Raw genomic sequence first — 23,485 nt, forward strand, 5'->3', positions numbered from 1 at the left:
CATGGAGTTCAGCAAAGGGCACGGAACCGAGAACGACTTCGTGATCCTTCCGGATCCCGACGCCCGCCTGGACCTCGACGCAGGCCGGATCGCGGCCCTGTGCGACCGGCGTCGCGGGCTCGGCGCCGACGGTGTGCTCCGCGTGGCCCGGGCCGGGGCACTGGTGTCGGCCGGCGCGCTCGGAGAACTGCCCGAGGGCACCGACGCCGACGACTGGTTCATGGACTACCGCAACGGCGACGGATCCATCGCCGAGATGTGCGGCAACGGTGTGCGGGTGTTCGCGCACTATCTGACCGCGCACGGGTTCGAGGACCGCCGCGAGTTCGTCGTCGGCAGCCGGGCGGGAGGCAAGCCCGTCACCGTGCACGAGACAGGACCGGTCCTCGGCGAGGTGACCGTGGACATGGGGACGGTGCGCACCCTCGGCGAGTCGGCGGCGACCATCGACGGGCGGGTCTATCCGGGCATCGGCATCGACGTCGGCAACCCGCACCTCGCGTGCGTGGACCCGCACCTGAACGACACGAGCCTTGCCGGTCTCGACCTCACCTCGCCCGGCTTCGACCCGAGCTTCTTCCCGCACGGGGTCAACATCGAGTTCCTGACCCCGATCGCGGCCGGGACGGTCCACATGCGCGTCCACGAACGCGGCGTGGGGGAGACCCGCTCGTGCGGAACCGGCACGGTGGCCGCGGCTGCTGCAGCCCTGCGCTTCGACGGCGCATCCGACGGCGCGGTGCAGGTGCGGATCCCCGGTGGCTCGGTCGAGGTGCGCATCGAGAACGGTCGCGCCTGGTTGCGCGGGCCGTCTGTGCTGGTCGCGACGGGTGACCTCGACGACACCTGGTGGTCGGCGCCGATCTGATCGGCGCCGCTCGGCCCGGCCGGCGCGCACTTGGGTACCCCCCGCGCGGATGCGGCAGAAAAACTCGAATGCACCGATTCGGGCTTCGTGACACCATGGAGGTGTATGACGAACACACAGCGCATGCATCGCGCAACCACAGATGACAGCACTCCGACCGCGTACGACGCATCCGGAGGCTGGACCGCCGAGGATCCGTCCGTCGGCGAGATGCAACTCGAAGACCGTAGCGCGTTGCGGCGTGTGGCCGGTCTGTCCACCGAACTCGAGGACATCACCGAGGTCGAATACCGCCAGCTCCGACTCGAGCGTGTCGTGCTCGTCGGTGTCTGGACGGGCGGAACGGCCGCCCAGGCGGAAGCGAGCCTGGCCGAGCTGGCCGCGCTCGCCGAGACTGCGGGCTCCGAGGTCCTCGAAGGCCTGGTCCAACGTCGTGACCGGCCCGATGCCTCCACCTACATCGGCTCCGGCAAAGCCGACGAACTCCGGGAGATCGTCCTGTCCACCGGCGCAGACACCGTGATCTGCGACGGCGAACTCACCCCCGCCCAGCTCACCGCGCTGGAGAAGGTCGTCAAGGTCAAGGTCATCGACCGGACCGCGCTGATCCTCGACATCTTCGCCCAGCACGCCACCTCGCGAGAGGGCAAGGCACAGGTCTCCCTCGCACAGATGGAGTACATGCTCCCGCGTCTGCGTGGCTGGGGCGAATCGATGTCGCGGCAGGCCGGTGGCCGTGCCGGCAGCAACGGCGGTGTGGGCCTGCGCGGTCCCGGTGAGACGAAGATCGAGACCGACCGTCGCCGGATCCGTGAGCGGATGGCCAAGCTCCGTCGCGAGATCAAGGCGATGAAGGCTGCGCGCGACACCAAGCGCACCCGGCGTCTGCGCAACAAGATCCCGTCCGTCGCGATCGTGGGATACACCAACGCCGGTAAGTCGAGCCTGCTCAACAAGCTCACCGGCTCCGGTGTCCTGGTGCAGAACGCACTGTTCGCGACCCTCGACCCGACGACCCGCCGGTCGGCGCTGCCCGACGGCCGCGAGTACGTGCTCACCGACACCGTCGGTTTCGTCCGGCACCTCCCGACCCAGCTGGTCGAGGCGTTCCGGTCGACTCTCGAGGAGGTCGCCGACGCCGATGTGCTGCTCCACGTCGTCGACGGCTCCGACCCCATGCCCACCGAGCAGATCAAGGCGGTGCGCGAAGTCGTCACCGAGGTGCTCCGCGAATCGGACGCACCGCCGCCGCCGGAACTGATCGTCGTCAACAAGATCGATGCCGCCGACCCGGTCACCCTGACGCAGTTGCGCAGCGCGATCCCCGGCGCGGTGTTCGTCTCCGCGCACACCGGCGTGGGCGTCGAGGAGTTGCAGACCCAGCTCGCGGGTCTGCTCGAGGATCCCGACGTCGAGGTGAAGCTGCTCCTGCCGTACACCCGCGGTGATCTGCTCGCGCGCATCCATTCGGACGGTCAGATCCTGTCGTCCGAGCACGAGGTGGACGGCACGCGGGTGCACGCGAAGGTGCCGGCAGCGCTGGCGTCGGCATTGGTCGACTTCGCGGCCTGATGCGGGTCGTGCGCCGGGCGGCGCTGCTCGCTGCCGTCGCGGCGTTCGTGCCGGTCTCGCACGCCGACGCGCAGGACGCCGGGATTCCGGTCGCGGATCTGCCGACCGAGATGCTGTGCATCCCCGACGATCCCGTGCTCGCCGAACTGTCCGGCCTGGCGACGATCGGCGACCGGCTGTTCGCGACGCCCGATGCCGGGGAGGACGAACGCATCGTCGAACTCGACGACGATTGCTCGGTGCTGCAACGCGTTCCGTCGCCCGTCGATCCCTACGACGTCGAGGATCTCGCCGCGGGGCCCGACGGCCGGTTGTGGCTCGGGGATCTCGGCGACAACACCCGCGTCCGCGAGACGATCGCGCTCATCTCCCTCGACCCCGACACCGGGCAGGGAGATCTGCATCGGCTGACCTATCCCGACGGTCCCCGCGACGCCGAGACCGTGCTCGTCTCCGCGACAGGCGAACCGGTGATCGTGACGAAGGCGCTGTTCGGGTCGAGCAATGTCTACCGGCCCGCACGCGGACTCACGATCGACGGCCTGCCCGTCCCGGGACCGGCCGCCCTCGAGAAGGTCGGGTCGCTGGCACTCGGACCGTCGGACACCCCCGGCGGTCCCATCCCCGGGGCGTCCTCCTCGATGATCACCGGCGGTGCGGTCAACGCCGACGGGACGGTCGCGGCGGTCCGCACCTACACCGACGTCTACCTGTTCCACGTCCCCGACGGCGATCTCGCGGCCGCCCTGGTCGCCGGTCCGCGCTTCCGCATCCCGGTGCCGGACGAACCACAGGGCGAAGCCGTCGCCTTCACCGCCGACGGGGACCTGCTCACCGCGTCCGAGCGCGGCGCGGCAGGCACGGAGAATCCACCGATCCGGATCCGTCGCGGTGCGACGGAACTCTTCGCACCCGCGGACGACGATGCCGCGGACGAGATGTCGTCCGCGGCACTGCCGGTCGTCGGTGCGGGCGTGGCCGCCGGGGTCATCGCCCTCGGGGTCCTCGGACTCGTCGTCCGGCGTCGCAGCCGCCGCTGAGATCGAGCGCCGCGCCCCGCGGTCGGGATCGAGCGCTACACCCCTCGGCCGAGGTCAGGCGTCGAGGTCTGCGGCGACCAGCTCCGCGACCTGCGCGAGGACCGCGTCGTCGTCGCACGAGATCGTGACCTGCGTGCCTTTTTCCGCGCCGAGGGTCATGATCATCAGGGCCGAACCGGCGTCGACGGGCTCGCCGCCGTCGACCGCGAGGGTCACGGGGACACCGGCCGCGACCACGGCCTCGGCGATGATCCCTGCAGGACGGGCGTGCAGGCCGATGGACGAACCGACGGCAACGGTGGTGCTGGGCATGGGAATCTCCTTCGTGGTGGGGAAGTGCAGGAAGTCGGGTAGATCAGGCGCGTGCCGCTGTGATCAGGAGCGTGCCGCTGTGATCAGGAGCGTGCCGCTGTGATCAGGAGCGTGCCGCTACGGGCTGGGGGTTCGCCTCGTCGGCGGCAACCCGGGCGGGACGCGTGATCGACTTGGCGATACTGACCGCGAGTGCGGCGACCACCGTACCGGCTGCCAGTGCGATCAGGAACCACACGACGCGGTCCATCGCGAACAGCACGAACAATCCGCCGTGGGGAGCGGTGAGCGTGACACCCGTCGCCATGACGATGCCGCCGGTCACGGCGCCGCCGAGCATCATCGACGGGATGACCCGGAACGGGTCGGCCGCCGCGAACGGGATGGCGCCCTCCGAGATGAACGATGCACCGAGCAGCCAGGCGGCCTTGCCGTTCTCGCGTTCGGCCGTGCTGTAGAGACGCGGACGCACCAGCGACGACAGTGCCATGGCGAGCGGCGGAACCATACCGGCGGCCATGACCGCCGCCATGATCTCGAGCGAACCGGTGTTGGCGACGTCGAGACCCGCGACCGCGAAGGCGTAGGCGGCCTTGTTGACCGGTCCGCCGAGGTCGAAGCACATCATCAGGCCGAGGATCGCACCGAGCAGCACCGCGGAACCACCGGACAGACCGTTGAGCCAGTCGGTGAGACCGGTCGTGATCGCGGCGAGCGGGCGACCGAGCAGCAGGAACATGAGCCCACCGACGATCAGGCTCGCGAGCAGCGGGATGATCACCACAGGCATCAGGCCACGAGCCCAAGTGGGCAGCGGGATACGGCCGACCCACAGGGCCGCGAAGCCGGCGATGATGCCGCCGACCAGACCGCCGATGAAACCGGCGCCGACGAAGACGGCCACCGCACCGGCGGTGAAGCCCGGAGCCAGACCCGGACGGTCCGCGATCGCGAAGGCGATGTACCCGGCCAGTGCCGGGACGAGGAACGAGAACGCCAACGAGCCGATCTGGTACAGCACCGCACCGAGATAAGTGCCGAGCCCACCCTCGGGAAGGTTGGTGAGCGTGTTGTCGAGGACGATGTCGGCGGCCGAGTCGGTGATGTCGGGACCGGCGAGCAGGAAGCCCAGAGCGATGAGCAGACCACCGGCCGCGACGAACGGGATCATGTAACTCACACCGGTGAGCAGGATCTGCCGCAGCCGGGTACCCCAACCGAGGTCGCTGCCGCTCTCCGACTCACCCGCCGGGGCGCCCGCGGTGCCCTCGACGGTGCGTGCGGACGGATCGGTGGCGGCCCGCAGGGCCTCGTCGACCATGGTGTCCGGTTCGTTGATCGCGCGCTTGACGCCCGATGCGATCACGGGCTTCCCGGCGAACCGTTCGCGGCCCTTGACCCCCACGTCGGTGGCGAAGATGACGGCGTCGGCGCCGGCGATCACGTCGGGGGGCAGGGGAGTGCTGCCGCTCGATCCCTGCGTCTCCACCCGGACCGTCACGCCCGCGCGTTCACCGGCGGCGGCCAGCGCATCGGCGGCCATGTAGGTGTGCGCGATACCGGTCGGGCACGCGGTGACCGCGACGATCGTGCGGCCTCCGGGCTGTTCCGCGCTCTGCGGAGGCGCGACCGCCGGCTTCGCAGCGGCTGTCGGTGACGGCTGTTCCGGCGCTGCGGTCGAGCCGGCAGGAGCGCTGCCCGACGACTCCGGTCGGGGCGGGAGGACGTCCTCGACCAGCGCGATGACCTCGTCCGCGGACGCGGCCGCGCGCAGCGACGCGACGAAGTCCGGGCGCACGAGTGCACGAGCGAGAGCGGTGAGCAGCTTCATGTGGTCGCCGCCCGCACCTTCGGGCGCGGCAATGAGGAAGACGAGGTCGGCGGGTCCGTCGGGCGCACCGAAGTCGGCCTTCGGGGACAGCCGGGCGAAACCGAGCGACGGCGTGGTCACCGCTTCGCTGCGTGCGTGCGGGATCGCGATCCCGCCGGGAAGGCCGGTGGCGGACTTGGCCTCCCGTTCGAGAACGGCCGCGGTGAGTGCGTCGGCGTCGGATGCGCGACCGTTCGCTGCGAGACGCTCGGCGAGCGCGGCGATGACGGAGTTCTTGTCGGATCCCAGGTCTACATCGAGCGAGACGAGTTCCGTGCCGATGATCGAGGAACCGCCTGCGGAGCCGGAGGTGGTGTCGGACATGACGTTCCTTAGGAGTGGGAGGGGAGCGGTCGGGGTCGGCGGTGGACGTCGGTGACGTGCACTCGGGATGGATCGACGGAATCGGGTGTGGGCAGGGCTGTTCCGGGGAGCGTGACGGCTGCGGTTCCGTACGCCACGGCGAGGCGCAGGCACTCGTCGGGGGTGTGACCGGCCTGCTCGGCGAGCAGATATCCGGCGAGCGACGAGTCGCCCGCGCCGACCGTGCTGCGGACCGTGACGTCGTCGGCGGTGGCCCGCCACGCGCCGGTGGCGGTGACCAGCACCGCGCCCGCACCGCCGAGGGTCGCGAGTACCGCGCCGACCCCGCGTTCCACCAGCACCCGTCCCGCGTCGACCACGGCGCCGACGTCTCCTGCGGCGGCGCCGGATTCGAGTTCGTGGGCGTCCGCGCCGGTGAGCTGGGCCAGTTCGTCGGCGTTCGGCTTGATCACGTCCGGGGCCGCCGCGGGGAACCGCTCGGCGAGGGCGAGCAGTGGCCGCTCGGAGGTGTCGACCGCGATGCGGCATCCGAGACCGCGCAGGGCACCCACGAGATCGGCATACCACGACTCGGGCACACCGGGAGGAAGAGAACCGGACAGGACGGTCCACGCGGCTCCCTGCGCGCATTCCAGCAGGACTGCGTGCAACTCGCCGAGTGTGCGTCCGGTGCAGGGGGTTCCGGGTTCGTTGAGTTTGGTCGTGGTGCCGTCGGGTTCGGCGACGGTGATGTTGTTGCGCGTCGGCCCGGAGGTGGGCACGGCCCGATGGGCGATGCCCTGCTCGTCCAGCGCGGCGAGCAGAGGATCGCCGGCGTTGGCCGGGAGAACGGCGACGACCTCGGTCGTCGCGGCGTGCAGCACACGCGCGACGTTGATCCCCTTGCCGCCCGGATCGACGGTGGATCGCTCGGTGCGATGCACCTTCCCGCGCTCGAGCGGGCCCGTCAGCCCGACCGTGCGATCGAGACTGGGGTTGGCCGTGAGCGTGACGATCATGTCGTCACCACCTCGATTCCGTGTTCGATGAGTTGCCGACGGTCGGTGTCGTCGAGATCGGTGTCGGTGACCAGAACGTCGATCGGTTCGAGCGACGCGAAGCTCAGCAGATTGCGCCGACCGACCTTCGACGAATCGGCGACCACGACGACCCGGTCGGCGGTGCGCACCATCGCGCGCTTGACCGCGGCCTCGTCGGCGTCGGGGGTGGACAGGCCGTGGTCGATGCTCAGCGCGTTGGTGCCGATGAAGGCCACGTCGACGTGCACCGTCGACAAGGTGGCGAGGGCCTCGGCACCCACCGCGGCCTGCGTGACACCGCGGACGCGACCGCCGAGCAGGTGCAGCTGCACGGTGCTCATTGCGGCGAGGCGCGCGGCGATCGGCACCGAGTTGGTGACGACGGTGAGGTCGACCTCGGGCGGCAGCGCTCCGACGATCCTGCCGGTCGTGGTGCCGGCGTCGAAGAGCACGCTTCCGCCGGACGGCGGGAGGAAGGACGTCGCGGCGGCGGCGATGCGGTCCTTGTGTTCGGCGCGGGTGTGTTCGCGCTCGGAGAGGGCAGGCTCGGCCACCGAGAGCGAGGCGGCCGGGATCGCGCCGCCGTGAACCCGCCGCACGAGGCCCAGGCGTTCGAGGTGTGCGAGGTCGCGGCGCACGGTCTCGGTGGTGACGCCGTACCGGTCGGCGAGCACTGCGACCGACACGCGGCCACGTGCCGCCACCAGTGCTGCGATCGCCTGCTGCCGTTCCTCTGCGTACACCGACACTCCTGGGGGTACCCGATCTGTGGGGAAAACAATGTTGGTTTATGTTGTTTTACGCCCGTCTGTGTTGACATGTCAAGGCTTCCGAGTAATCTGAGTCACAACGAACTACTGCGGTGAGGAGATCTCCATGGAGCAGTCGGCGTCCGTCCTGTACGGCACCCCCGTCGTCCCCGGTATCGGATACGGGCCGGTCATCCGTCCCGTCGCGCGTCCTGTGGTCCCGGCGCAGGGCGCCTCGATCCCCGACACGGCGCGCGAGGCCGAGGTGGGCCGGTTCGAGGACGCCGCGAAGGTCGTGGCCGAGCGGCTGCGCGCCCGCGCCTCGCGTGCATCGGGTGCCGCGGCAGAAGTGCTCCAAGCCACCGCTGTGCTGGTCGAGGACCGCGCCTGGCGCGGGGCGACCGCGACGAAGATCCGGTCCGGATCCGACGCGGTCGGTGCCACCGTCGCCGCCACCGACCAGTTCGCGGCCCTGTTCGAGAAGATGGGCGGGCTGCAGTCCGAGCGGGTCACCGACCTGCTCGACATCCGCGACCGCGTGATCGCCGAACTGCAGGGCGCCCCCGAACCCGGTCTCGAGATGCCCGATTCGCCGTCCGTGCTCCTCGCGGCCGATCTCGCACCCGCCGACACCGCCGGACTCGACCCGTCCGTCGTCGTCGCGCTGGCCACCTCCCTCGGAGGACCCACGAGCCACACCGCGATCATCGCGCGCCAGCTCGGCATCCCGTGTGTCGTCGCAGTGGCAGGTCTCGACGACGTCCCTGCCGGCACCGAGGTGCTGGTCGACGGCGCGACGGGCCGGATCGTGATCTCCCCGGACAGCGCCGAGGCCGCAGCCGAGGTCGAACGCGACCGCGTCGAGCGCGAGCGGGTGGCGGGCTGGTCCGGTCCCGGCGCCACCGCCGACGGTCACCCGGTCGAGATCCTCGCCAACGTGCAGGACGGATCGGGTGCCCGCGCGGCGCGCCGGACGCCGGCGCAGGGCGTCGGACTGTTCCGCACCGAGTTGTGTTTCCTCGACCGCGACACCGAACCGACGGTGGACGAGCAGGCCGACATCTATGCGGAGGTCTTCGAGGCGTTCGAGGGACGGAAGGTCGTCCTGCGGACCCTCGACGCCGGCTCCGACAAGCCCCTCCGGTTCGCCAACCACCCCGACGAACACAATCCCGCCCTCGGCGTCCGCGGTATCCGCATCACGACCACGGCGCCGGAAGTCCTCGACCGTCAGCTCGACGCGGTGGCCGCCGCGGCCTCGCGCACCGGCGCCACGCCGTGGGTCATGGCACCGATGGTGGCGACCGTCTCGGAGGCGGCCGATTTCGCCGCGCGGGTGCGCGAGCGCGGGCTGTCACCCGGCGTCATGATCGAGGTTCCGTCCGCGGCGCTGCTCGCCGATCGGTTGCTCGAACACCTGGACTTCCTGTCGATCGGCACCAACGACCTCGCCCAGTACACGATGGCGGCCGATCGGATGTCGCCGCAGCTGGCCGCACTCACCGACCCGTGGCAGCCCGCGGTGCTCGCACTCGTGGCCCGCGCGGCGCAGGCCGGGGCGGCCGCGAGCAAGCCGGTGGGGGTGTGCGGCGAGGCGGCGGCCGACCCGCTCCTCGCCTGCGTCCTGACCGGAATGGGCGTGACGTCCCTGTCGTGCGCCGCGTCGGCGGTGACGGGTGTCGGCGCCCGGCTCTCCTCGGTCCCGATGGACCGTTGCCGTGAGGCGGCCGAGGCGGTCCTCGCGAGCGACGACCCCGTCGCGGCACGTGCCGCGGCAGCGAAACTGCTGGACTGAGCGGCGCGGCCGGGACGACCTGTTCTACGCGGCCGGGACGGCCTGTTCTACGCGGCCGGGACGGCCTGTTCTACGCCGATGAGGCTGCCGGTTCTACGATGACCTGTCGTGACCGAACGAGCGAACACGACCGGACGCACGACCACACGCCGCGGCTGGACCCTGCACGGCGACGGACGTCGCATCAACCCCGGTGCGGTGGTCGCACCGCACGAGCGACTGTCGTGGCCGCGCACCATCGGCATCGGGATGCAGCACGTCATCGCGATGTTCGGCGCCACCCTGCTCGTGCCGACGATCACGGGCTTCCCCGTCACGACCACGCTGCTGTTCTCCGGTATCGGCACCGCGCTGTTCCTGATCATCACGCGCGGCCGGGTGCCCAGCTATCTCGGTTCGTCTTTCGCGTTCATCGCGCCGCTCAGCGCCTCGGCCGGTTCCGGTCCGGCAGCGCAGCTCGGCGGGATCGTCGCCGTCGGCATCGTGCTGGTGCTTGTCGGCCTCGTGGTCAAGGCGGCGGGTTCGCGCATCATCGACGCGGTCATGCCGCCGGTGGTCACCGGGGCGATCGTCGCCCTCATCGGCCTCAACCTCGCGCCGACGGCCACCGGATCGTTCGAAGCCCAACCGCTCGTCGCCACGATCACGCTCGTGGTCACACTGCTCGTGACGGTGGTCGGCCCGGGCATGCTCGGCCGCCTCGGCATCCTCGTCGGTGTGATCGTCGGATGGATCTTCGCGGCGTTCACCGGGGCGATCGCGTCCGAGCGCATCGACGCCATGCGCGACGCGGCGTGGTTCGGTCTGCCCGATCTGCACGGCCCCACTTTCGAACTGTCGGTCGTGCTGTTGGCGCTGCCCGTCGTCGTCGTGCTGGTCGCGGAGAACGTAGGCCATGTCAAGGCGGTCGCCGCGATGACCGGTCGAAACCTCGACGACATGGCCGGCAATGCGCTCATCGCCGACGGCCTTGCGACCACCCTCGCGGGTGCGGGCGGCGGCTCGGGCACGACCACCTATGCCGAGAACATCGGCGTCATGGCGGCCACGCGCGTGTACTCGACCGCTGCATACGCCGTTGCGGCGGTCACCGCCGTCGTGCTGGCCTTCTCGCCGAAGTTCGGTGCGCTGGTGTTCACCGTGCCCGAGGGCGTCCTCGGCGGCGCGACCCTCGTGCTCTACGGCCTGATCGGCATCCTCGGTGTCCGCATCTGGACGGAGGCGAAGGTCGACTTCACGGATCCGGTCAACCTCACGGTCGCGGCCGCGGCGCTCGTCGCCGGCATCGGCGACCTGACCTTGTCGATCGGCTCGGTCGAACTCGGCGGTATCGCCTGGGGTTCGATCGGCATCCTCGTCGCGTACCCGCTGCTGCGCAGACTCGCGGATCTGCGCCGCTGACCGGAACCCGGCGCATCGGCCGACACCGACCCGTGCCCGCGGGTCGTTCGATACCGACGCGTACCCGCCGGGGTCGTCCGGGTCACAAAATGCGCTCGGTTGTGTCAGCGTCACCGCGCCCTCGTCTGCATACCGTGAGTATGTCGAACGACGTCTCACACAGGAGCGCAGATGCAACGCACCCTTTTCGAGCCCGAGCACGACCTCTTCCGGGAGTCGTACCGGAAGTTCCTCGAACAGGAGGTGGCCCCCTTCCACGAGCAGTGGGAGAAGGACAAGATCGTCGACCGTGAGGTGTGGAAGAAGGCCGGCGCGCAGGGCTTCCTCGGCATGGCGGTGCCGGAGGAGTACGGCGGCGGTGGCATGGACGACTTCCGCTACAACGCCATCATGGCCGAGGAGACCACCAAGCTGGGCTTCAGCGGTCTGGGCTTCATGCTGCACAACGATGTCGTCGCTCCCTACCTGCTCGAGCTCGCCAACGAGGAGCAGAAGAAGCGTTGGCTCCCGGGCTTCTGTTCGGGTGAGCTGATCACGGCCATCGCGATGACCGAGCCGGGCACCGGCAGCGACCTGCAGGGCATCAAGACCCGCGCGGTGCGCGACGGTGACGACTGGGTCCTCAACGGCGCCAAGACGTTCATCACCAACGGCATCCACTCCGATCTGGTGATCGTCGTCGCATGCACCGACCCGGAGAAGGGCGCCCAGGGCTTCTCGCTGCTCGTCGTCGAGCGCGGCATGCCGGGCTTCGAGCGGGGACGCAACCTCGACAAGATCGGCCTCGACGCGCAGGACACAGCGGAGCTCAGCTTCAACGACGTTCGCGTCCCGGCGGCCAACCTCCTCGGCCAGGAGGGCATGGGCTTCATCTACCTGATGCAGAACCTGCCGCAGGAACGTCTCGCGATCGCCGTCGTCGCCGCTGCTGCGATGGAGCGCGTGCTCGACGACACGATCCAGTACTGCCGCGACCGCAAGGCGTTCGGCAAGCCGATCGGCAAGTTCCAGAACACCCGCTTCGAGCTCGCCGAGCTCGCCACCGAGACCCAGCTGGCCCGGGTGTTCGTGGACCGGTGCATCGAGCTGCTGAACGAGAAGAAGCTCACCGTCCAGGAGGCCGCGATGGCCAAGTACTGGACCACCGACAAGCAGGTCGAGCTGATCGACCGCTGCCTGCAGCTGCACGGTGGCTACGGCTACATGCGCGAGTACCCGGTCGCCAAGGCGTACCTCGATGCCCGCGTGCAGAAGATCTACGGCGGCACGAACGAGATCATGAAGGAAGTCATCGGGCGCGGCCTCAACGTCTGAGGCACGTACGAGAAGGTCGGGGTGGCTCCGCTGTGCGGAGCCACCCCGGTCTCGTTCGTCTCCGGTGGCCCGGGGATCAGATCTTGCGGACGACCGTGACGACCTTGCCGAGGACGACTGCGTCGTTGCCCGGGATGGGTTCGAACATCGGGTTGTGCGGCATGAGCCAGACGTCGCCGTCGACCCGCTTGAACGTCTTGACGGTGGCCTCGCCGTCGAGCATCGCGGCGACGATATCGCCGTTGTCGGCGACGTTCTGCTGCCGGACGACCACCCAGTCGCCGTCGCAGATGGCTGCGTCGATCATCGACTGGCCGACGACCTTGAGCAGGAACAGCGAGCCCTGACCGACGAGTTCGCGCGGCAGCGGGAAGACATCCTCGACCGATTCCTCGGCCAGGATCGGACCACCGGCAGCGATCCGGCCGACGACGGGAACCATTGCCGCCGAAGGGATGTCGTCGGTCGACGAGCCGGCGACCACCTCGGGCGAGGACTCGGGTGCGGGGGTGGGCTCGAGACCGCGGACGTCCACGGCACGCGGACGGTTCGGATCCCGGCGCAGGAAGCCCTTCCGTTCGAGCGTGCGCAGCTGGTGTGCGACGGAGGATGTGGAGTTGAGGCCGACGGCGTCGCCGATCTCACGGATGCTCGGCGGGTATCCCCGTTCGCTGACGGAATCGCGGATGACCTCGAGCACACGACGCTGACGCTCGGTGAGGCTCGCGGTGGGATCGTCCGTCGCGGGTCCGCCCCGGCGGGCTGTGGATGTTCCGTCCGCCTTCATCGTGACCTCCGTGCGGCGAGTGTCGGATGGGTTGCAAGTTGCCTTTCGAATCTATCGAGATCCCGCGCGTATATCAAACAGATGTTCGAGATTCACCCTCCGAGGAGCTGCCGTCAGGCTGTGACTCGTGATAGAACATTCGAACAGACTTTCGTTCGAACACATGATCGAGTGGTCGGACGGGGTCGGAAGGCCACGCACAGCGACACGGACGGGGTCGGAAGACCACGCACAGCGACACGGAGGATTTCCGATGAGCAGAGCGGTTCGGATCGACACGGCGGTTCCGGTGGGTACGGCGCGACAGGGCGCGGTGGTCCGAACCGGTGCCTCAGTCCGGACGAGCACGGCAGAGCGGACCGTCGTGGGCCCGCCGGGAGCAGGTGCGCCCGGGGCGGCGGCATATCGCATCCGGCCGATCGCGACGTCGACGCTGCACCATCGCACCCGTGTCCCGGCGCGGACGAGACCGCGCGTCGCCGCGCCCTCGCGGGAACCCCTGCACCGCCGTTCGGAGATCGCACCGCGCAGTCGCCGGCCTGCGAAGGGGACGAGTTGGCGGCAGATGGCCACGACGGTGCTCCTCACCGCGCTCGCGACCACGATGCTCCTCGTGCTCGCCCACGTGCGCACCGATGAGGTGATCTCGCAGAGCGCCGGCACCACGGTCGTGCGAGAGGGGGAGGGCCTGGAGGCCTTGGCCGCTCGCATGTGGCCCGACGTCCCGGTCGACGTCACGGTCGCGAGGATCGCCGACCTCAACTCGCTCGACGGTACGGCCGTGCAGGCCGGAAGCCGCCTCCTCTTGCCGGATTCCAGCCGGGAATGAGGGCGTCGTGGCCCCGCCCGACCCGCGATCCGCTCCCGAGCCGGACAGGCGGGTATTGTCTAACACTGTCAGTCACACCACTCCGTGTGGTTGCGGCGGTGTCGGCCCACTCGCGGGTGGAGACGGTTCCGGTCGGGAGACATCGCTTCGGCGCCGACGTCGCGACCCGCACGGGCACGACGAAGGAACCGACATGTACTGCCCGTATTGCCGCCATCCCGATTCCCGGGTGGTCGATTCGCGCGAGGCAGACGAGGGTGCCGCGATCCGTCGTCGGCGAGCGTGTCCCGAATGCGGACGCCGCTTCACCACAGTCGAGACGGCCGTGCTGTCCGTCGTCAAGCGCAGCGGCGTGACCGAGCCGTTCAGCCGCGAGAAGGTCGTGCGCGGCGTGGCCCGCGCCTGCCAGGGGCGCGATGTCGACAACGACGCACTCAACAAGCTCGCGCAGCAGGTCGAGGACGCGGTGCGGGCGAAGGGCTCACCCGAGGTCCCGAGCCACGAGGTCGGACTGGCGATCCTCGGACCCCTACGCGATCTCGACGAGGTTGCCTATCTTCGATTCGCCTCGGTCTACCGTTCCTTCAGCTCCGCAGAGGATTTCGAACGCGAGATCCAGGAACTGCGCGAGCACAAGAAGTCCTGCTCGGTCGAGGCCGACTGAGCGGCCCGGTCGAAGCCGACCGCACGCCGGCCGGTCCGGTCGCTACCGGATCCCGTCGATCGCCTTCAGGACGCGCTTCTCCGACACCGGGATCCGCGTTCCGAGACCCTGCGCGAACAGGCTCACGCGCAGTTCCTCGATCATCCAGTAGATCTCGACCACCTCGGGCGCGGCGCGCCGTTCCTCCGGCAGTCGTGCGAGTAGCTTGTCGTAGGCGCCGTAGACGCGATCGAGCACATCCATTCCCGCGGCATCGCGATGCGCACTCGCCGGCAACGCCTCCAGGCGTTGCGCGGCCGCGGTGAGATAGCGCGGCAGGTCGGCGATCCGCCGCGACCCCAGATCGGTGACGAAGCCGGGGAACAGCAACGACTGCAGCTGTTCGCGTACGTCGTCGGCAGCCTCGCCGTTCGACCGATCGAGGAGCACACCCACCTCGTGGGCGCGGGACAGCACGGGCACAACCGCTTTCAACAGGCGGGCCACGCGCCCCGGCAGGTGTGACCGCACCGTGGCCGCGAGCGCCTCGAACTCCTCGGGTGTGCGCACGCGAGTTCCGTGCGCGGCGATGAGTTCGTCCACCGCGCAGGCACGGCAGTCCTCGATCAGCGCTTCGAACGATCCGTCGGGGTTCCGCCCGAGCGCGAGCCGCTCCATGTTGGTCAGCCCCGAGGTCACGGCCCTCGCCTTCGTCGGTGCCGACGACAGAAGCAGGGCACGCAACCCCTGACGCGTCGCGTTCTGCTGGGCCTGCGGTGTGCTGAGCACGCGCACCGCGACGCCGTCCTTCTCCGCGACCAGGGCAGGGTAACCGGTGACCTTCCGGCCGCCGACCTCGCGGGTGACGGTCTCCGGCAGGTTCCCGAGGGTCTCGGCCGTCCACACCACCGCCGCGGGACGTTCGGTGCCCGCAGCGGCGCGCGAGACCTCCGCTTCGACCCGCGGAGCCAACTTCTTCCGCAGGGCCGCCAGGCTCTTGCTGCGGCCGAGCACGGTGCCGCGCTCGTCGACCGCGGCGAAGGTCATCCGCAGATGGTCGGGCAACGCACCGGTATCGAAGTCCGAGGGCTCGATCGTGCACCGGCCGAGCCGGGACAGCTCGCGGGCCATCGCATTGACGAGCGGTTCGGAGCGCGGCGTCACCGAGGCGAGGGCGGCCGCTGCGAAATCGGGAGCCGGTACGACCTGCCTCCGGAGGTGTTTCGGCAGGGTCTTGATGAGGGCCGTGACCAGCTCGGTCCGCATCCCGGGTACCAGCCAGTCGAAACCGACGGACTTGAGGTTCGCGAGCAGCGCGACGGGGACGCGGGCGGTGACACCGTCCTCCTCCGTGCCCGGCTCGAACTGGTAGGTGAGGGGGAACTGGATCTCGCCCTGGCGCCACGCGTCCGGATAGTCGCCCTCGAGCACCGAGGCGGCGTCCTGGTTCACCACGGTGTCCGGCGTGAACGTCAGCAGGTCGGGTTGCTGCCTGCGGGTCTTCTTCCACCACGTGTCGAAGTGCCGGGCCGAGATCGCCTCCGGGCCGACCCGCTGGTCGTAGAAGTCGAACAGGGTCTCGTCGTCGACGACGATGTCGCGCCGGCGCGCACGGTGTTCGAGTTCCTCGACGTCCTCGAGCAGCGCCCGGTTGTCGTGGAAGAACTTGTGCTGCGTGCGCCATTCGCCTTGCACGAGGGCGTGGCGGATGAACAGTTCGCGCGAGACCTCCGGATCGATCCGTCCGTACGGCACGGGACGCTGGGCGACCAGGGGGATGCCGTAGAGCGTGACGCGTTCGTAGGCCATCGCCGACTCGCGGCGCGTCGACCAGTGCGGCTCCGAGTAGGTGCGCTTGACCAGGTGCGGAGCGAGCTTCTCGACCCATTCGGGTTCGATGCGCGCGGCCGTCCGCGCCCACAGTCGTGAGGTCTCCACGAGTTCGGCGGCCATGACCCAGCGCGGAGGCTTCTTGAACAACGACGATCCCGGGAAGACGGCGAACCGTGCGCCGCGGGCACCGAGGAAGTCGCGCTTGTCGCCCTCGCGAAGACCGATGTGCGACAGCAGACCTGCAAGCAGGGACTTGTGGACGTCGTCGGGATTCACGTCGCGGTGGTGCGTCTGCCAGCCCATGTCGACAGTGATCTGACGGAGCTGCCCCTGCAGGTCCTGCCACTCACGGATCCGCAACCAGTGCAGGAACTCGTCGCGGCACAACCTGCGGAACCTGCTCGACGACAGTTCCCGCCGTTGCTCCTTCAGGTAGTCCCACAATCGCAGGAAGGCCAGGAAGTCCGAGCCCTCGACCGCGAACCGGGCGTGCTTCTCGTCGGCGGCCTGCTGGAACTCGGTCGGGCGTTCGCGCACGTCCTGGATCGACAGGGCCGCGACGATGATGAGCACCTCGCGCAGACATCCGTTCCGGTGGCCCTCGACGATCATGCGGGCCATGCGCGGATCGACGGGCAGGCGGGCGATCTCGCGGCCCGTCGCGGTCAGGCGCGGCGTCTCGCCCTTCTTGGCGGGTTCGAGCGCGCCGAGCTCCTCGAGCAGAGCGATGCCGTCGCGGATCGCGCGGGGATCCGGGGCCTCCACGAACGGGAACGCCTCGATGTCGCCGAGCCCGAGCGCCGTCATCTGCAACACTACCGACGCGAGGTTGGTGCGCAGGATCTCGGGCTCGGTGAACTCCGGCCGGCCGTCGAAGTCGTCCTCCGAGTACAGACGGATGCAGATGCCGTCGGCGACACGACCGCACCGTCCGGCGCGCTGCCGCGCCGAGGCCTGCGAGATCGGCTCGATCGGCAGTCGCTGCACCTTCGTCCGCACCGAGTACCGCGAGATACGTGCGGTGCCGGGGTCGACGACGTAGCGGATGCCGGGAACCGTCAGGGACGTCTCGGCGACGTTGGTGGACAACACGACCCGCCGGCCCGTGTGCGGTGCGAAGACCCGGTGCTGTTCGGCCGCCGACAGGCGTCCGTAGAGCGGGAGGATCTCGGTGTTGCGGAGCTTGCGGTCGCGCAGGGCGTCGGCGGTATCGCGGATCTCGCGCTCGCCGGAGAGGAAGACCAGGATGTCGCCGTCGCCCTCACACTGGAGTTCCTCGACGGCCTCGCACACCGCGTCGACGGGGTCGCGGTCGACCAGCGTGTCGCCCACCTCGACGGTCAGCGGCCGGTAACGCACCTCGACGGGATAGGTGCGGCCGGAGACCTCCACGATGGGGGCAGGCGTGCCGTTCGCGTCGGCGAAGTGGCGCGCGAAACGTTCGGGGTCGATCGTCGCCGAGGTGATGATCACCTTCAGGTCGGGGCGACGCGGAAGCAGCTGCGCGAGGTAGCCGAGCAGGAAGTCGATGTTGAGGCTGCGCTCGTGCGCCTCGTCGATGATGAGCGTGTCGTACCGCCGCAGCAGGCGGTCGCGCTGGATCTCGGCGAGGAGGATGCCGTCGGTCATCAGCTTGACGAGTGTCGACTCGGTGACCTGATCGTTGAAGCGCACCGTGTATCCGACGGCGTCGCCGAGCTCGGTGTCCAGTTCCTCCGCGAGTCGCTCGGCGACGGCGCGCGCGGCGATACGGCGCGGCTGCGTGTGGCCGATCAGGCCGCGAACCCCGCGCCCGAGTTCGAGGCAGATCTTCGGGATCTGCGTCGTCTTGCCCGAACCGGTCTCACCGGCGACCACCACGACCTGGTGGTCGCGGATCGCGGCGGCGATGTCGTCCTTGCGCTGCGAGACCGGTAGGTCCTCGGGATAACGGATCTCCGGGACCGACGACGCACGGGACGCGAGCCGGGCGCGGGCGGTCTCGATCTCGGCGGCGACCTCGGTCAGCGCCTCGCCGCCCCGCGCCCGGTCGAGCCTGCGACGGAGGCGCTTCTCGTCGCGGAGGGAGACCTCGGACAGGGCAGCGCGCAGTTCGCGACGATTCGGGGCGGGGGAGATGGACATGCTGATCACACAGCCTAGCGAAACGACCCGGTCTGGGCCGGTCGGGGAGGGCAGGCAGGCCAGGTGGTCAGCCCGCCAGAGCACGCACCCGGCCGATCACTTCACCGAAGATCTCCCGGTACGGGCGTGGACCGTGAAGTGGGTGAACCCGTAGCGCTCCCGGCTGTGCAGGATCTGCCCGGCCATCTCGTCGACCGTCCCGATCAGCACGAACGGCGAGTCGAGCAGGTCGTCGGCCTCGGCCGCGGTGGCGATGCGGAACGTCCCCGGTGGCCTCCCCGGCAGCAGGACGGCACCCGCGACACTCACGATGTCGGCGTGGGCGGCGACGACGGAAAAGATCCGGTCGCGGTGCCTCCGACGATCAGGGGCGGGCCGTAGCCGCCGAATCCGCGCCGCTGCACCGGACGGAGCACGGGCAGGTCGAATGCTTCGCGCAACGCCGCCTGCTCGTCGAAACCGGGCCCGGTGAACGATCGCTGCAGTTCCTGCACGGTGGATTCGAGACGCTCGGCGCGCTCGTCGAAGCGTTCCCACTCGATCCCGGCCGCCTCGAACTCCCATCTCATGTGTCCCCTGCTCCGAGGCCGATCTCGAGCCGGCCGCCGGTGAGCACATCGGTGGTCGCGATCTCGCGAGCGAGCAGTGCCCGATTCCAGGAACCGGCATCGAGCACCATCGTGCCGACCCGCAGACGCTCGGTGGCACCGGCGGCGGCGACCAGGACGGGGAACGACGTGGGGACACCGAGATGGTCGGCCGCGTACACCGCGTCGAAACCCGCGTCCTCGACGGCGCGGCACCAGCGAACGAACGCATCGGGAGACCCGACCTCGAAGATGTTGACGGAGAAGCGGAACTCGGTCATGGCACCCGGGTGGCGGGTACGGGTCTCCGGCGCCAGAGTCGTTTCCTCCGCATACGATGACGGGTGTCGTGATCGTCGTGGACGGGAGTTGGTCGTGGGTGCGTTGTGGCACGGATTCGCCGATATGGGCGCGATCGAACGGGACGGCGCATTCGTCGTGTCGCGCGGGGAAGGCGCATACATCTGGGACGACGCCGGCAAACGCTACCTCGACGCCACCGCCGGACTGTGGTTCACCAATGTCGGTCACGGCCGCACCGAGATCGGCGAGGCGATCGCAGCGCAGGTCGCCAAACTCGCCCACTACTCGAACTTCGGCGACCTGACCTCCGAGCCCGCCGTCGAACTCGCCGAGCGTCTCGCGGGGGTCGCCCCGGTTCCGGGCAGCAAGATCTTCTTCACCTCGGGCGGATCCGACTCCGTCGACTCGGCGGCCAAGCTCGCGCGACGGTACTGGCAGGAGGTCGGGAAGCCCGGCAAGCGGCTGCTGGTCTCGCGCGAGAAGGCGTACCACGGCATGCATGTCGGCGGCACCTCGCTCGCCGGTATCCCCGTCAACGGTGAGGGCTACGGTCGCCTGTGGGAGGACACCGCGCGGGTTGCGTGGGACGACGCCAAGGCGCTGCTCGAACTCATCGATTCGGTCGGTGCCGACTCCATCGCGGCCTTCTTCTGCGAACCCGTCATCGGTGCGGGCGGGGTGTACCTGCCGCCGGACGGCTATCTCGCCGAGATCCGCGACATCTGCCGCGACCACGACATCCTGTTCGTCGTCGACGAGGTGGTCACCGGCTTCGGTCGTATCGGTGGTTCGTGGTTCGCGTCGTCGCGATTCGACCTGGAGCCCGACATGGTCACCACTGCCAAGGGACTCACCTCCGGCTACCTGCCGATGGGCGCCCTGTTCGTCGCTCCGCGGGTCGCCGAACCGTTCTTCGCCGGAGGCGTGTGGTGGCGCCACGGATACACCTACGGCGGGCATGCTGCAGCCGCAGCGGCCGCCCTCGCCAACCTCGACATCATCGAGCGTGAGAATCTGCTCGCCGAGGCGGCGCGGATCGAGCGGACGCTGCACGAGAAGCTCGCTCCGCTGGCGGACCACCCGCGGGTGGCGGAGGTGCGCAGCGGCCTCGGTGCGGTGGCGGCCGTGCAGCTCGCCGATCCGTCCGAGGCGCTCGGTTTCGTCAAGACCCTGCGGCAGCATGGGATCTCGGGACGCGCGGCCGGTCAGGGCGCGATGCAGATCTCCCCGTCGTTCGTGATGACCGACGAGCAGATCACCGATCTCGCCGACGGAATCGCCGCAGCACTCGGCTGATCTTTTCCTTCGGCCCGATCGGTACCTCGGCGAGGGGGAGTTCGGCGCTGCCGTCGCGTGCGGCGAGCGAACGGGCATAGCGTTCGTGCAGCACCGACCGCACCTCGTCTGGGCTGTAGTTCCGTCGTTGCCGCTCGTTGCGGGCGGCGACGGCACCGGTCGCCGCGACTCCCACGATCCCGGCGAGTCCGACGAGTTTCCACCACTTGCCACCGCGCAGTGCCATGCGGACGACCCTAGCGGTCCGTCGGGGTCATGGGGACGACCCCAGCGGCCGTCGGGCATGGCAGGCTGACGGCATGGACACTTCGTCGGCAGAGCGGTCCGCCGGTGCGCGTTCGCGTCTCACCCTCGACGAGGCCGTGGCGACGACCCGCACGGGGGACCTGTGGATCTTCCGCGGCGCCACCCCGGCCGACCGAGCAATCCAGACGCTGACCAACGCACCGGTGAACCACGTGGGGATGACGGTCGCGCTCGAGGACCTGCCGCCGCTGATGTGGCACGCCGAGCTCGGACGCAGTCTCCCGGACATGTGGACCGGGCGGCACCAGCGCGGCGTGCAGTTGCACGACCTGCGCAGTGCGGTGCAGGTGTGGGCCGCGCGTTACGGGCAGCGCGGTTGGTTGCGGCAGATCTCGGTGGCGGTCACCCCGGACCAGGAGGATCAGCTGCTGCGTACGATCGCGAGGCTCGACGGCACACCGTTCCCGTCGACGACGAAACTCACGGGGCGATGGTTCGCGGGCCGGCTCCCACGTCGTCGCCGGGCGGCCGTACCGTCCGGTGGGCTCGAGAGCGCGTACTGCGCCGAAGTGGTGGGGCTGACGCTGGAGGAGATGGGGTTGCTGCGGCAACGGCACCGGGGGAGCAACTGGTACGACCCCGGCCGGTTCTGGAGCGGCGACCGGCTGCCGCTCGCTCCCGGTGTGGAGTTCGGTGGCGAGATCGAGGTCGTGCTCGACGAGGACGACCTCGCTGCCGGAAGAGCGGCGGGCTCGGCGTCGTAGGACCTGGCCGTCGGCGCAGCGAGCGCCCGTCTCGTGGTCGACGCACGACCGTCCGATAGCTGCGAAAGGTAGAAGCGATAGGTCGCACTACACTGATAGGCGTGACCGATCAGAGCTACCAGCCCACCCTCTCGCAGCTGCGTGCCTTCGTCGCGGTGGCCACCTACCGCCACTTCGGCACGGCAGCAGCGCGACTCGAGGTCAGCCAGCCCACCCTGTCCCAGGGGCTGGCGGCTCTCGAGAACGGCCTCGGCGTCCAGCTCATCGAGCGGAGCACCCGCCGCGTGCTCGTGACACCGGTGGGAGCGCGCCTGCTTCCCTACGCGGAGGTGGTGCTCGACGCCGCCGACGGCTTCGTCGACGCGGCTGCAGGAGTGTCCGACGGACTCTCGGGCCCGCTGCGGGTGGGCCTGATCCCCACCGTCGCGCCCTACGTCCTGCCCGAGATCCTGCCCGCACTCGACCGGGCGATGCCGGCGCTGTCGCTGCAGGTCGTCGAGGACCAGACCGCGCGTCTCCTCGACGCCCTGCGCGCCGGAACCCTCGACGTCGCCGTCCTCGCCCTGCCCGCAGACGTCTCGGGTGTCATCGAAGTGCCGCTGTACGACGAGGATTTCGTCCTCGTCCTGCCGACCGGACACGAACTCGCCGGGCGCACCGACCTCTCGGTCTCCGCGCTCGACGACGCACAACTGCTGCTGCTCGACGAAGGCCACTGCCTGCGCGACCAGACACTCGACCTGTGCCGGTCCATCGACGCGCGACCGGCACTCGGCGACACCCGCGCGACCTCCCTGTCCACCGTGGTGCGCTGCGTCGCAGGACGATTGGGCATCACCCTCGTCCCGGCCTCCGCGGTCGCCGTCGAAACTGCCCGGGGAGACCTCGAGGTCGCGCACTTCGCGGACCCGGCACCCGGCCGCCGGATCGGGCTGGTGTTCCGCTCGTCGTCCCCACGCGGAGGCGACTACCGCATCCTCGCCGAGACCATCCGCGGCTGCGTCCCGCCGACCTGCCGCCCCGTCTCCTGACGAAGACCCCCTCAGCGCCGACCACGCCGGGGCTTCCCGGGGCGCTTCCGCGCGGACGTCCCCGCCCGGCGGGACGTCTTGGGCTCGGGCGCGCGGCGCTTCGGGGTCGAGCCCTTGCGTTCGCCGCGACGCGAGGTGCCGCCCGACTCGGCGTCCGGCTCGGAATCGCTGCGGCCACGGGAACTGTTGGCCGTCCGTCCCCGGACGATGCCCACGAACTCGTCGACGTGATCGGTCGTCCGGTCGGTGACCCACACGAGACCCACCTGGGACGCGGGCGCGTCGACGACGGGACGGTAGGTCAGGTCGCGGCGGTGGTGCAGGCGGGCGAGCGACTGCGGCGTGACGAGCACACCCACCTCCGAGGCGACGTGCGAGATCGCGTCCTCGGTGGTCGCGGGCCGCTCGAACGCCTCCTCACCGGGTAGGGCGACCCAGTCGAGCACGTCGTCGAGCGGATGCAGCACCGTCTCGTCGGCGAGGTCGGACACCGACACCTCGTTGACCGCCGCGAACACGTGCTCCTTGGGCACCACTACGACGGAGACCTCGGTGTAGAGCGGGATGACCGACAGGCCGTCCCGCTGCAGCGGCAGGCGCAGCAGCGCGATGTCGGCGACGTCCTCGCGTAACGGATCCGCACCGGCCGTGGGTTCGACGGGGACCAGTTCGATCGGGACGTCCGGCATCCGCTCGTTCCACACCCGCACCCACTTCGCGGGGGTGACACCCGGGACGTAGGCCAAGCGGAAGGGTTGCACGGTCGGTTCGCTCACCG

Annotated in this window: 19 protein-coding genes and 1 pseudogene; 11 read left to right on the plus strand and 9 right to left on the minus strand. The window is 69.8% G+C overall.

The genetic code is table 11. The features are described from left to right. The first annotated feature begins 1 nt into the window (after position 1). From dapF to BO226_RS06300, 3 genes are all read left to right on the plus strand, one after another. Positions 2-868 (plus strand): diaminopimelate epimerase, encoded by an 867-nt coding sequence (gene dapF, locus BO226_RS06290; RefSeq protein ID WP_071934827.1) that lies wholly within the window; start codon positions 2-4, stop codon positions 866-868. 105 nt (positions 869-973) lie between these two features. Further along, entirely contained in the window at positions 974-2,440 is a 1,467-nt protein-coding gene (gene hflX / locus BO226_RS06295) for a GTPase HflX (RefSeq protein ID WP_006551306.1), read from the plus strand. Continuing rightward, positions 2,440-3,480 carry a hypothetical protein gene (locus BO226_RS06300; RefSeq protein ID WP_071934828.1) on the plus strand — a complete coding sequence of 347 codons (1,041 nt, stop codon included), beginning with the start codon at positions 2,440-2,442 and terminating at the stop codon, positions 3,478-3,480. Before hflX ends, BO226_RS06300 begins: the two co-directional genes overlap by 1 nt. 54 nt (positions 3,481-3,534) lie before the next feature. Here the strand turns inward: BO226_RS06300 and BO226_RS06305 are convergent, their stop codons facing one another. The 4 genes from BO226_RS06305 to BO226_RS06320 form a co-directional block, all read right to left on the minus strand. After that, positions 3,535-3,792 carry an HPr family phosphocarrier protein gene (locus BO226_RS06305; RefSeq protein WP_006551308.1) on the minus strand — a complete coding sequence of 86 codons (258 nt, stop codon included), beginning with the start codon at positions 3,790-3,792 and terminating at the stop codon, positions 3,535-3,537. 103 nt (positions 3,793-3,895) lie between these two features. Then, the gene (locus BO226_RS06310; RefSeq protein WP_006551309.1) at positions 3,896-5,986 is read right to left on the minus strand and encodes a PTS fructose transporter subunit IIABC; all 2,091 of its coding nucleotides are present in this window, start codon (positions 5,984-5,986) and stop codon (positions 3,896-3,898) included. A gap of 8 nt (positions 5,987-5,994) precedes the next feature. Next, entirely contained in the window at positions 5,995-6,984 is a 990-nt protein-coding gene (pfkB, locus tag BO226_RS06315) for a 1-phosphofructokinase (RefSeq protein ID WP_024100688.1), read from the minus strand. Further along, positions 6,981-7,748 carry a DeoR/GlpR family DNA-binding transcription regulator gene (locus tag BO226_RS06320; RefSeq protein ID WP_019289185.1) on the minus strand — a complete coding sequence of 256 codons (768 nt, stop codon included), beginning with the start codon at positions 7,746-7,748 and terminating at the stop codon, positions 6,981-6,983. The genes pfkB and BO226_RS06320 overlap by 4 nt, the downstream gene beginning before the upstream one ends. Positions 7,749-7,881: 133 nt before the next feature. Between BO226_RS06320 and ptsP the strand changes: the two genes are divergently transcribed. The 3 genes from ptsP (at position 7,882) to BO226_RS06335 (ending at position 12,264) form a co-directional block, all read left to right on the plus strand. Beyond that, entirely contained in the window at positions 7,882-9,549 is a 1,668-nt protein-coding gene (gene ptsP, locus BO226_RS06325) for a phosphoenolpyruvate--protein phosphotransferase (RefSeq protein ID WP_071934829.1), read from the plus strand. 108 nt (positions 9,550-9,657) lie between these two features. After that, entirely contained in the window at positions 9,658-10,950 is a 1,293-nt protein-coding gene (locus BO226_RS06330) for a solute carrier family 23 protein (protein WP_052039972.1), read from the plus strand. A 171-nt stretch (positions 10,951-11,121) separates the two neighbouring features. Beyond that, positions 11,122-12,264 (plus strand): acyl-CoA dehydrogenase family protein, encoded by a 1,143-nt coding sequence (locus BO226_RS06335; protein ID WP_006551314.1) that lies wholly within the window; start codon positions 11,122-11,124, stop codon positions 12,262-12,264. Positions 12,265-12,340: 76 nt separating this feature from the next. Here the strand turns inward: BO226_RS06335 and lexA are convergent, their stop codons facing one another. Further along, positions 12,341-13,051 carry a transcriptional repressor LexA gene (gene lexA, locus BO226_RS06340; protein WP_006551315.1) on the minus strand — a complete coding sequence of 237 codons (711 nt, stop codon included), beginning with the start codon at positions 13,049-13,051 and terminating at the stop codon, positions 12,341-12,343. Between the two features lie 253 nt (positions 13,052-13,304). Here lexA and BO226_RS27950 point away from each other — a divergent pair, with 253 nt between their 5' ends. Both BO226_RS27950 and nrdR read left to right on the plus strand, forming a co-directional pair. Next, positions 13,305-13,880 (plus strand): LysM peptidoglycan-binding domain-containing protein, encoded by a 576-nt coding sequence (locus BO226_RS27950; RefSeq protein ID WP_232238065.1) that lies wholly within the window; start codon positions 13,305-13,307, stop codon positions 13,878-13,880. A 193-nt stretch (positions 13,881-14,073) separates the two neighbouring features. Then, entirely contained in the window at positions 14,074-14,544 is a 471-nt protein-coding gene (gene nrdR, locus BO226_RS06350) for a transcriptional regulator NrdR (RefSeq protein ID WP_071934831.1), read from the plus strand. 42 nt (positions 14,545-14,586) lie between these two features. Here the strand turns inward: nrdR and hrpA are convergent, their stop codons facing one another. Both hrpA and BO226_RS06360 read right to left on the minus strand, forming a co-directional pair. Then, positions 14,587-18,480, minus strand: a complete 3,894-nt coding sequence (gene hrpA / locus BO226_RS06355; protein WP_071936368.1) for an ATP-dependent RNA helicase HrpA — start codon at positions 18,478-18,480, stop codon at positions 14,587-14,589. Between the two features lie 67 nt (positions 18,481-18,547). Next, positions 18,548-19,348, minus strand: a pseudogene (locus tag BO226_RS06360) (LLM class flavin-dependent oxidoreductase). 124 nt (positions 19,349-19,472) lie between these two features. On the opposite strand from BO226_RS06360, the gene BO226_RS06365 reads away from it, so the two are divergent. Then, on the plus strand, positions 19,473-20,666 hold the full coding sequence (locus BO226_RS06365) for an aminotransferase family protein (RefSeq protein ID WP_071936369.1): 1,194 nt from the start codon (positions 19,473-19,475) through the stop codon (positions 20,664-20,666). On the opposite strand, the gene BO226_RS06370 is transcribed toward BO226_RS06365, so the two are convergent. Continuing rightward, entirely contained in the window at positions 20,626-20,892 is a 267-nt protein-coding gene (locus BO226_RS06370) for a hypothetical protein (protein WP_033096548.1), read from the minus strand. The genes BO226_RS06365 and BO226_RS06370 overlap by 41 nt on opposite strands. A gap of 73 nt (positions 20,893-20,965) precedes the next feature. On the opposite strand from BO226_RS06370, the gene BO226_RS06375 reads away from it, so the two are divergent. Together BO226_RS06375 and BO226_RS06380 are read left to right on the plus strand one after the other, a co-directional pair. Beyond that, entirely contained in the window at positions 20,966-21,676 is a 711-nt protein-coding gene (locus BO226_RS06375; RefSeq protein WP_071934832.1) for a hypothetical protein, read from the plus strand. 101 nt (positions 21,677-21,777) lie between these two features. Then, positions 21,778-22,707, plus strand: coding sequence for a hydrogen peroxide-inducible genes activator (locus BO226_RS06380; RefSeq protein ID WP_071934833.1), 930 nt, complete (start codon positions 21,778-21,780; stop codon positions 22,705-22,707). Positions 22,708-22,718: 11 nt separating this feature from the next. Here BO226_RS06380 and BO226_RS06385 read toward each other — a convergent pair whose 3' ends face one another. Continuing rightward, positions 22,719-23,483 (minus strand): LysR substrate-binding domain-containing protein, encoded by a 765-nt coding sequence (locus BO226_RS06385; protein WP_071934834.1) that lies wholly within the window; start codon positions 23,481-23,483, stop codon positions 22,719-22,721. Between the last annotated feature and the right edge of the window lie 2 nt (positions 23,484-23,485).

The organism is Rhodococcus sp. 2G, assembly GCF_001886355.1.
GTDB lineage: Bacteria > Actinomycetota > Actinomycetes > Mycobacteriales > Mycobacteriaceae > Rhodococcus > Rhodococcus pyridinivorans.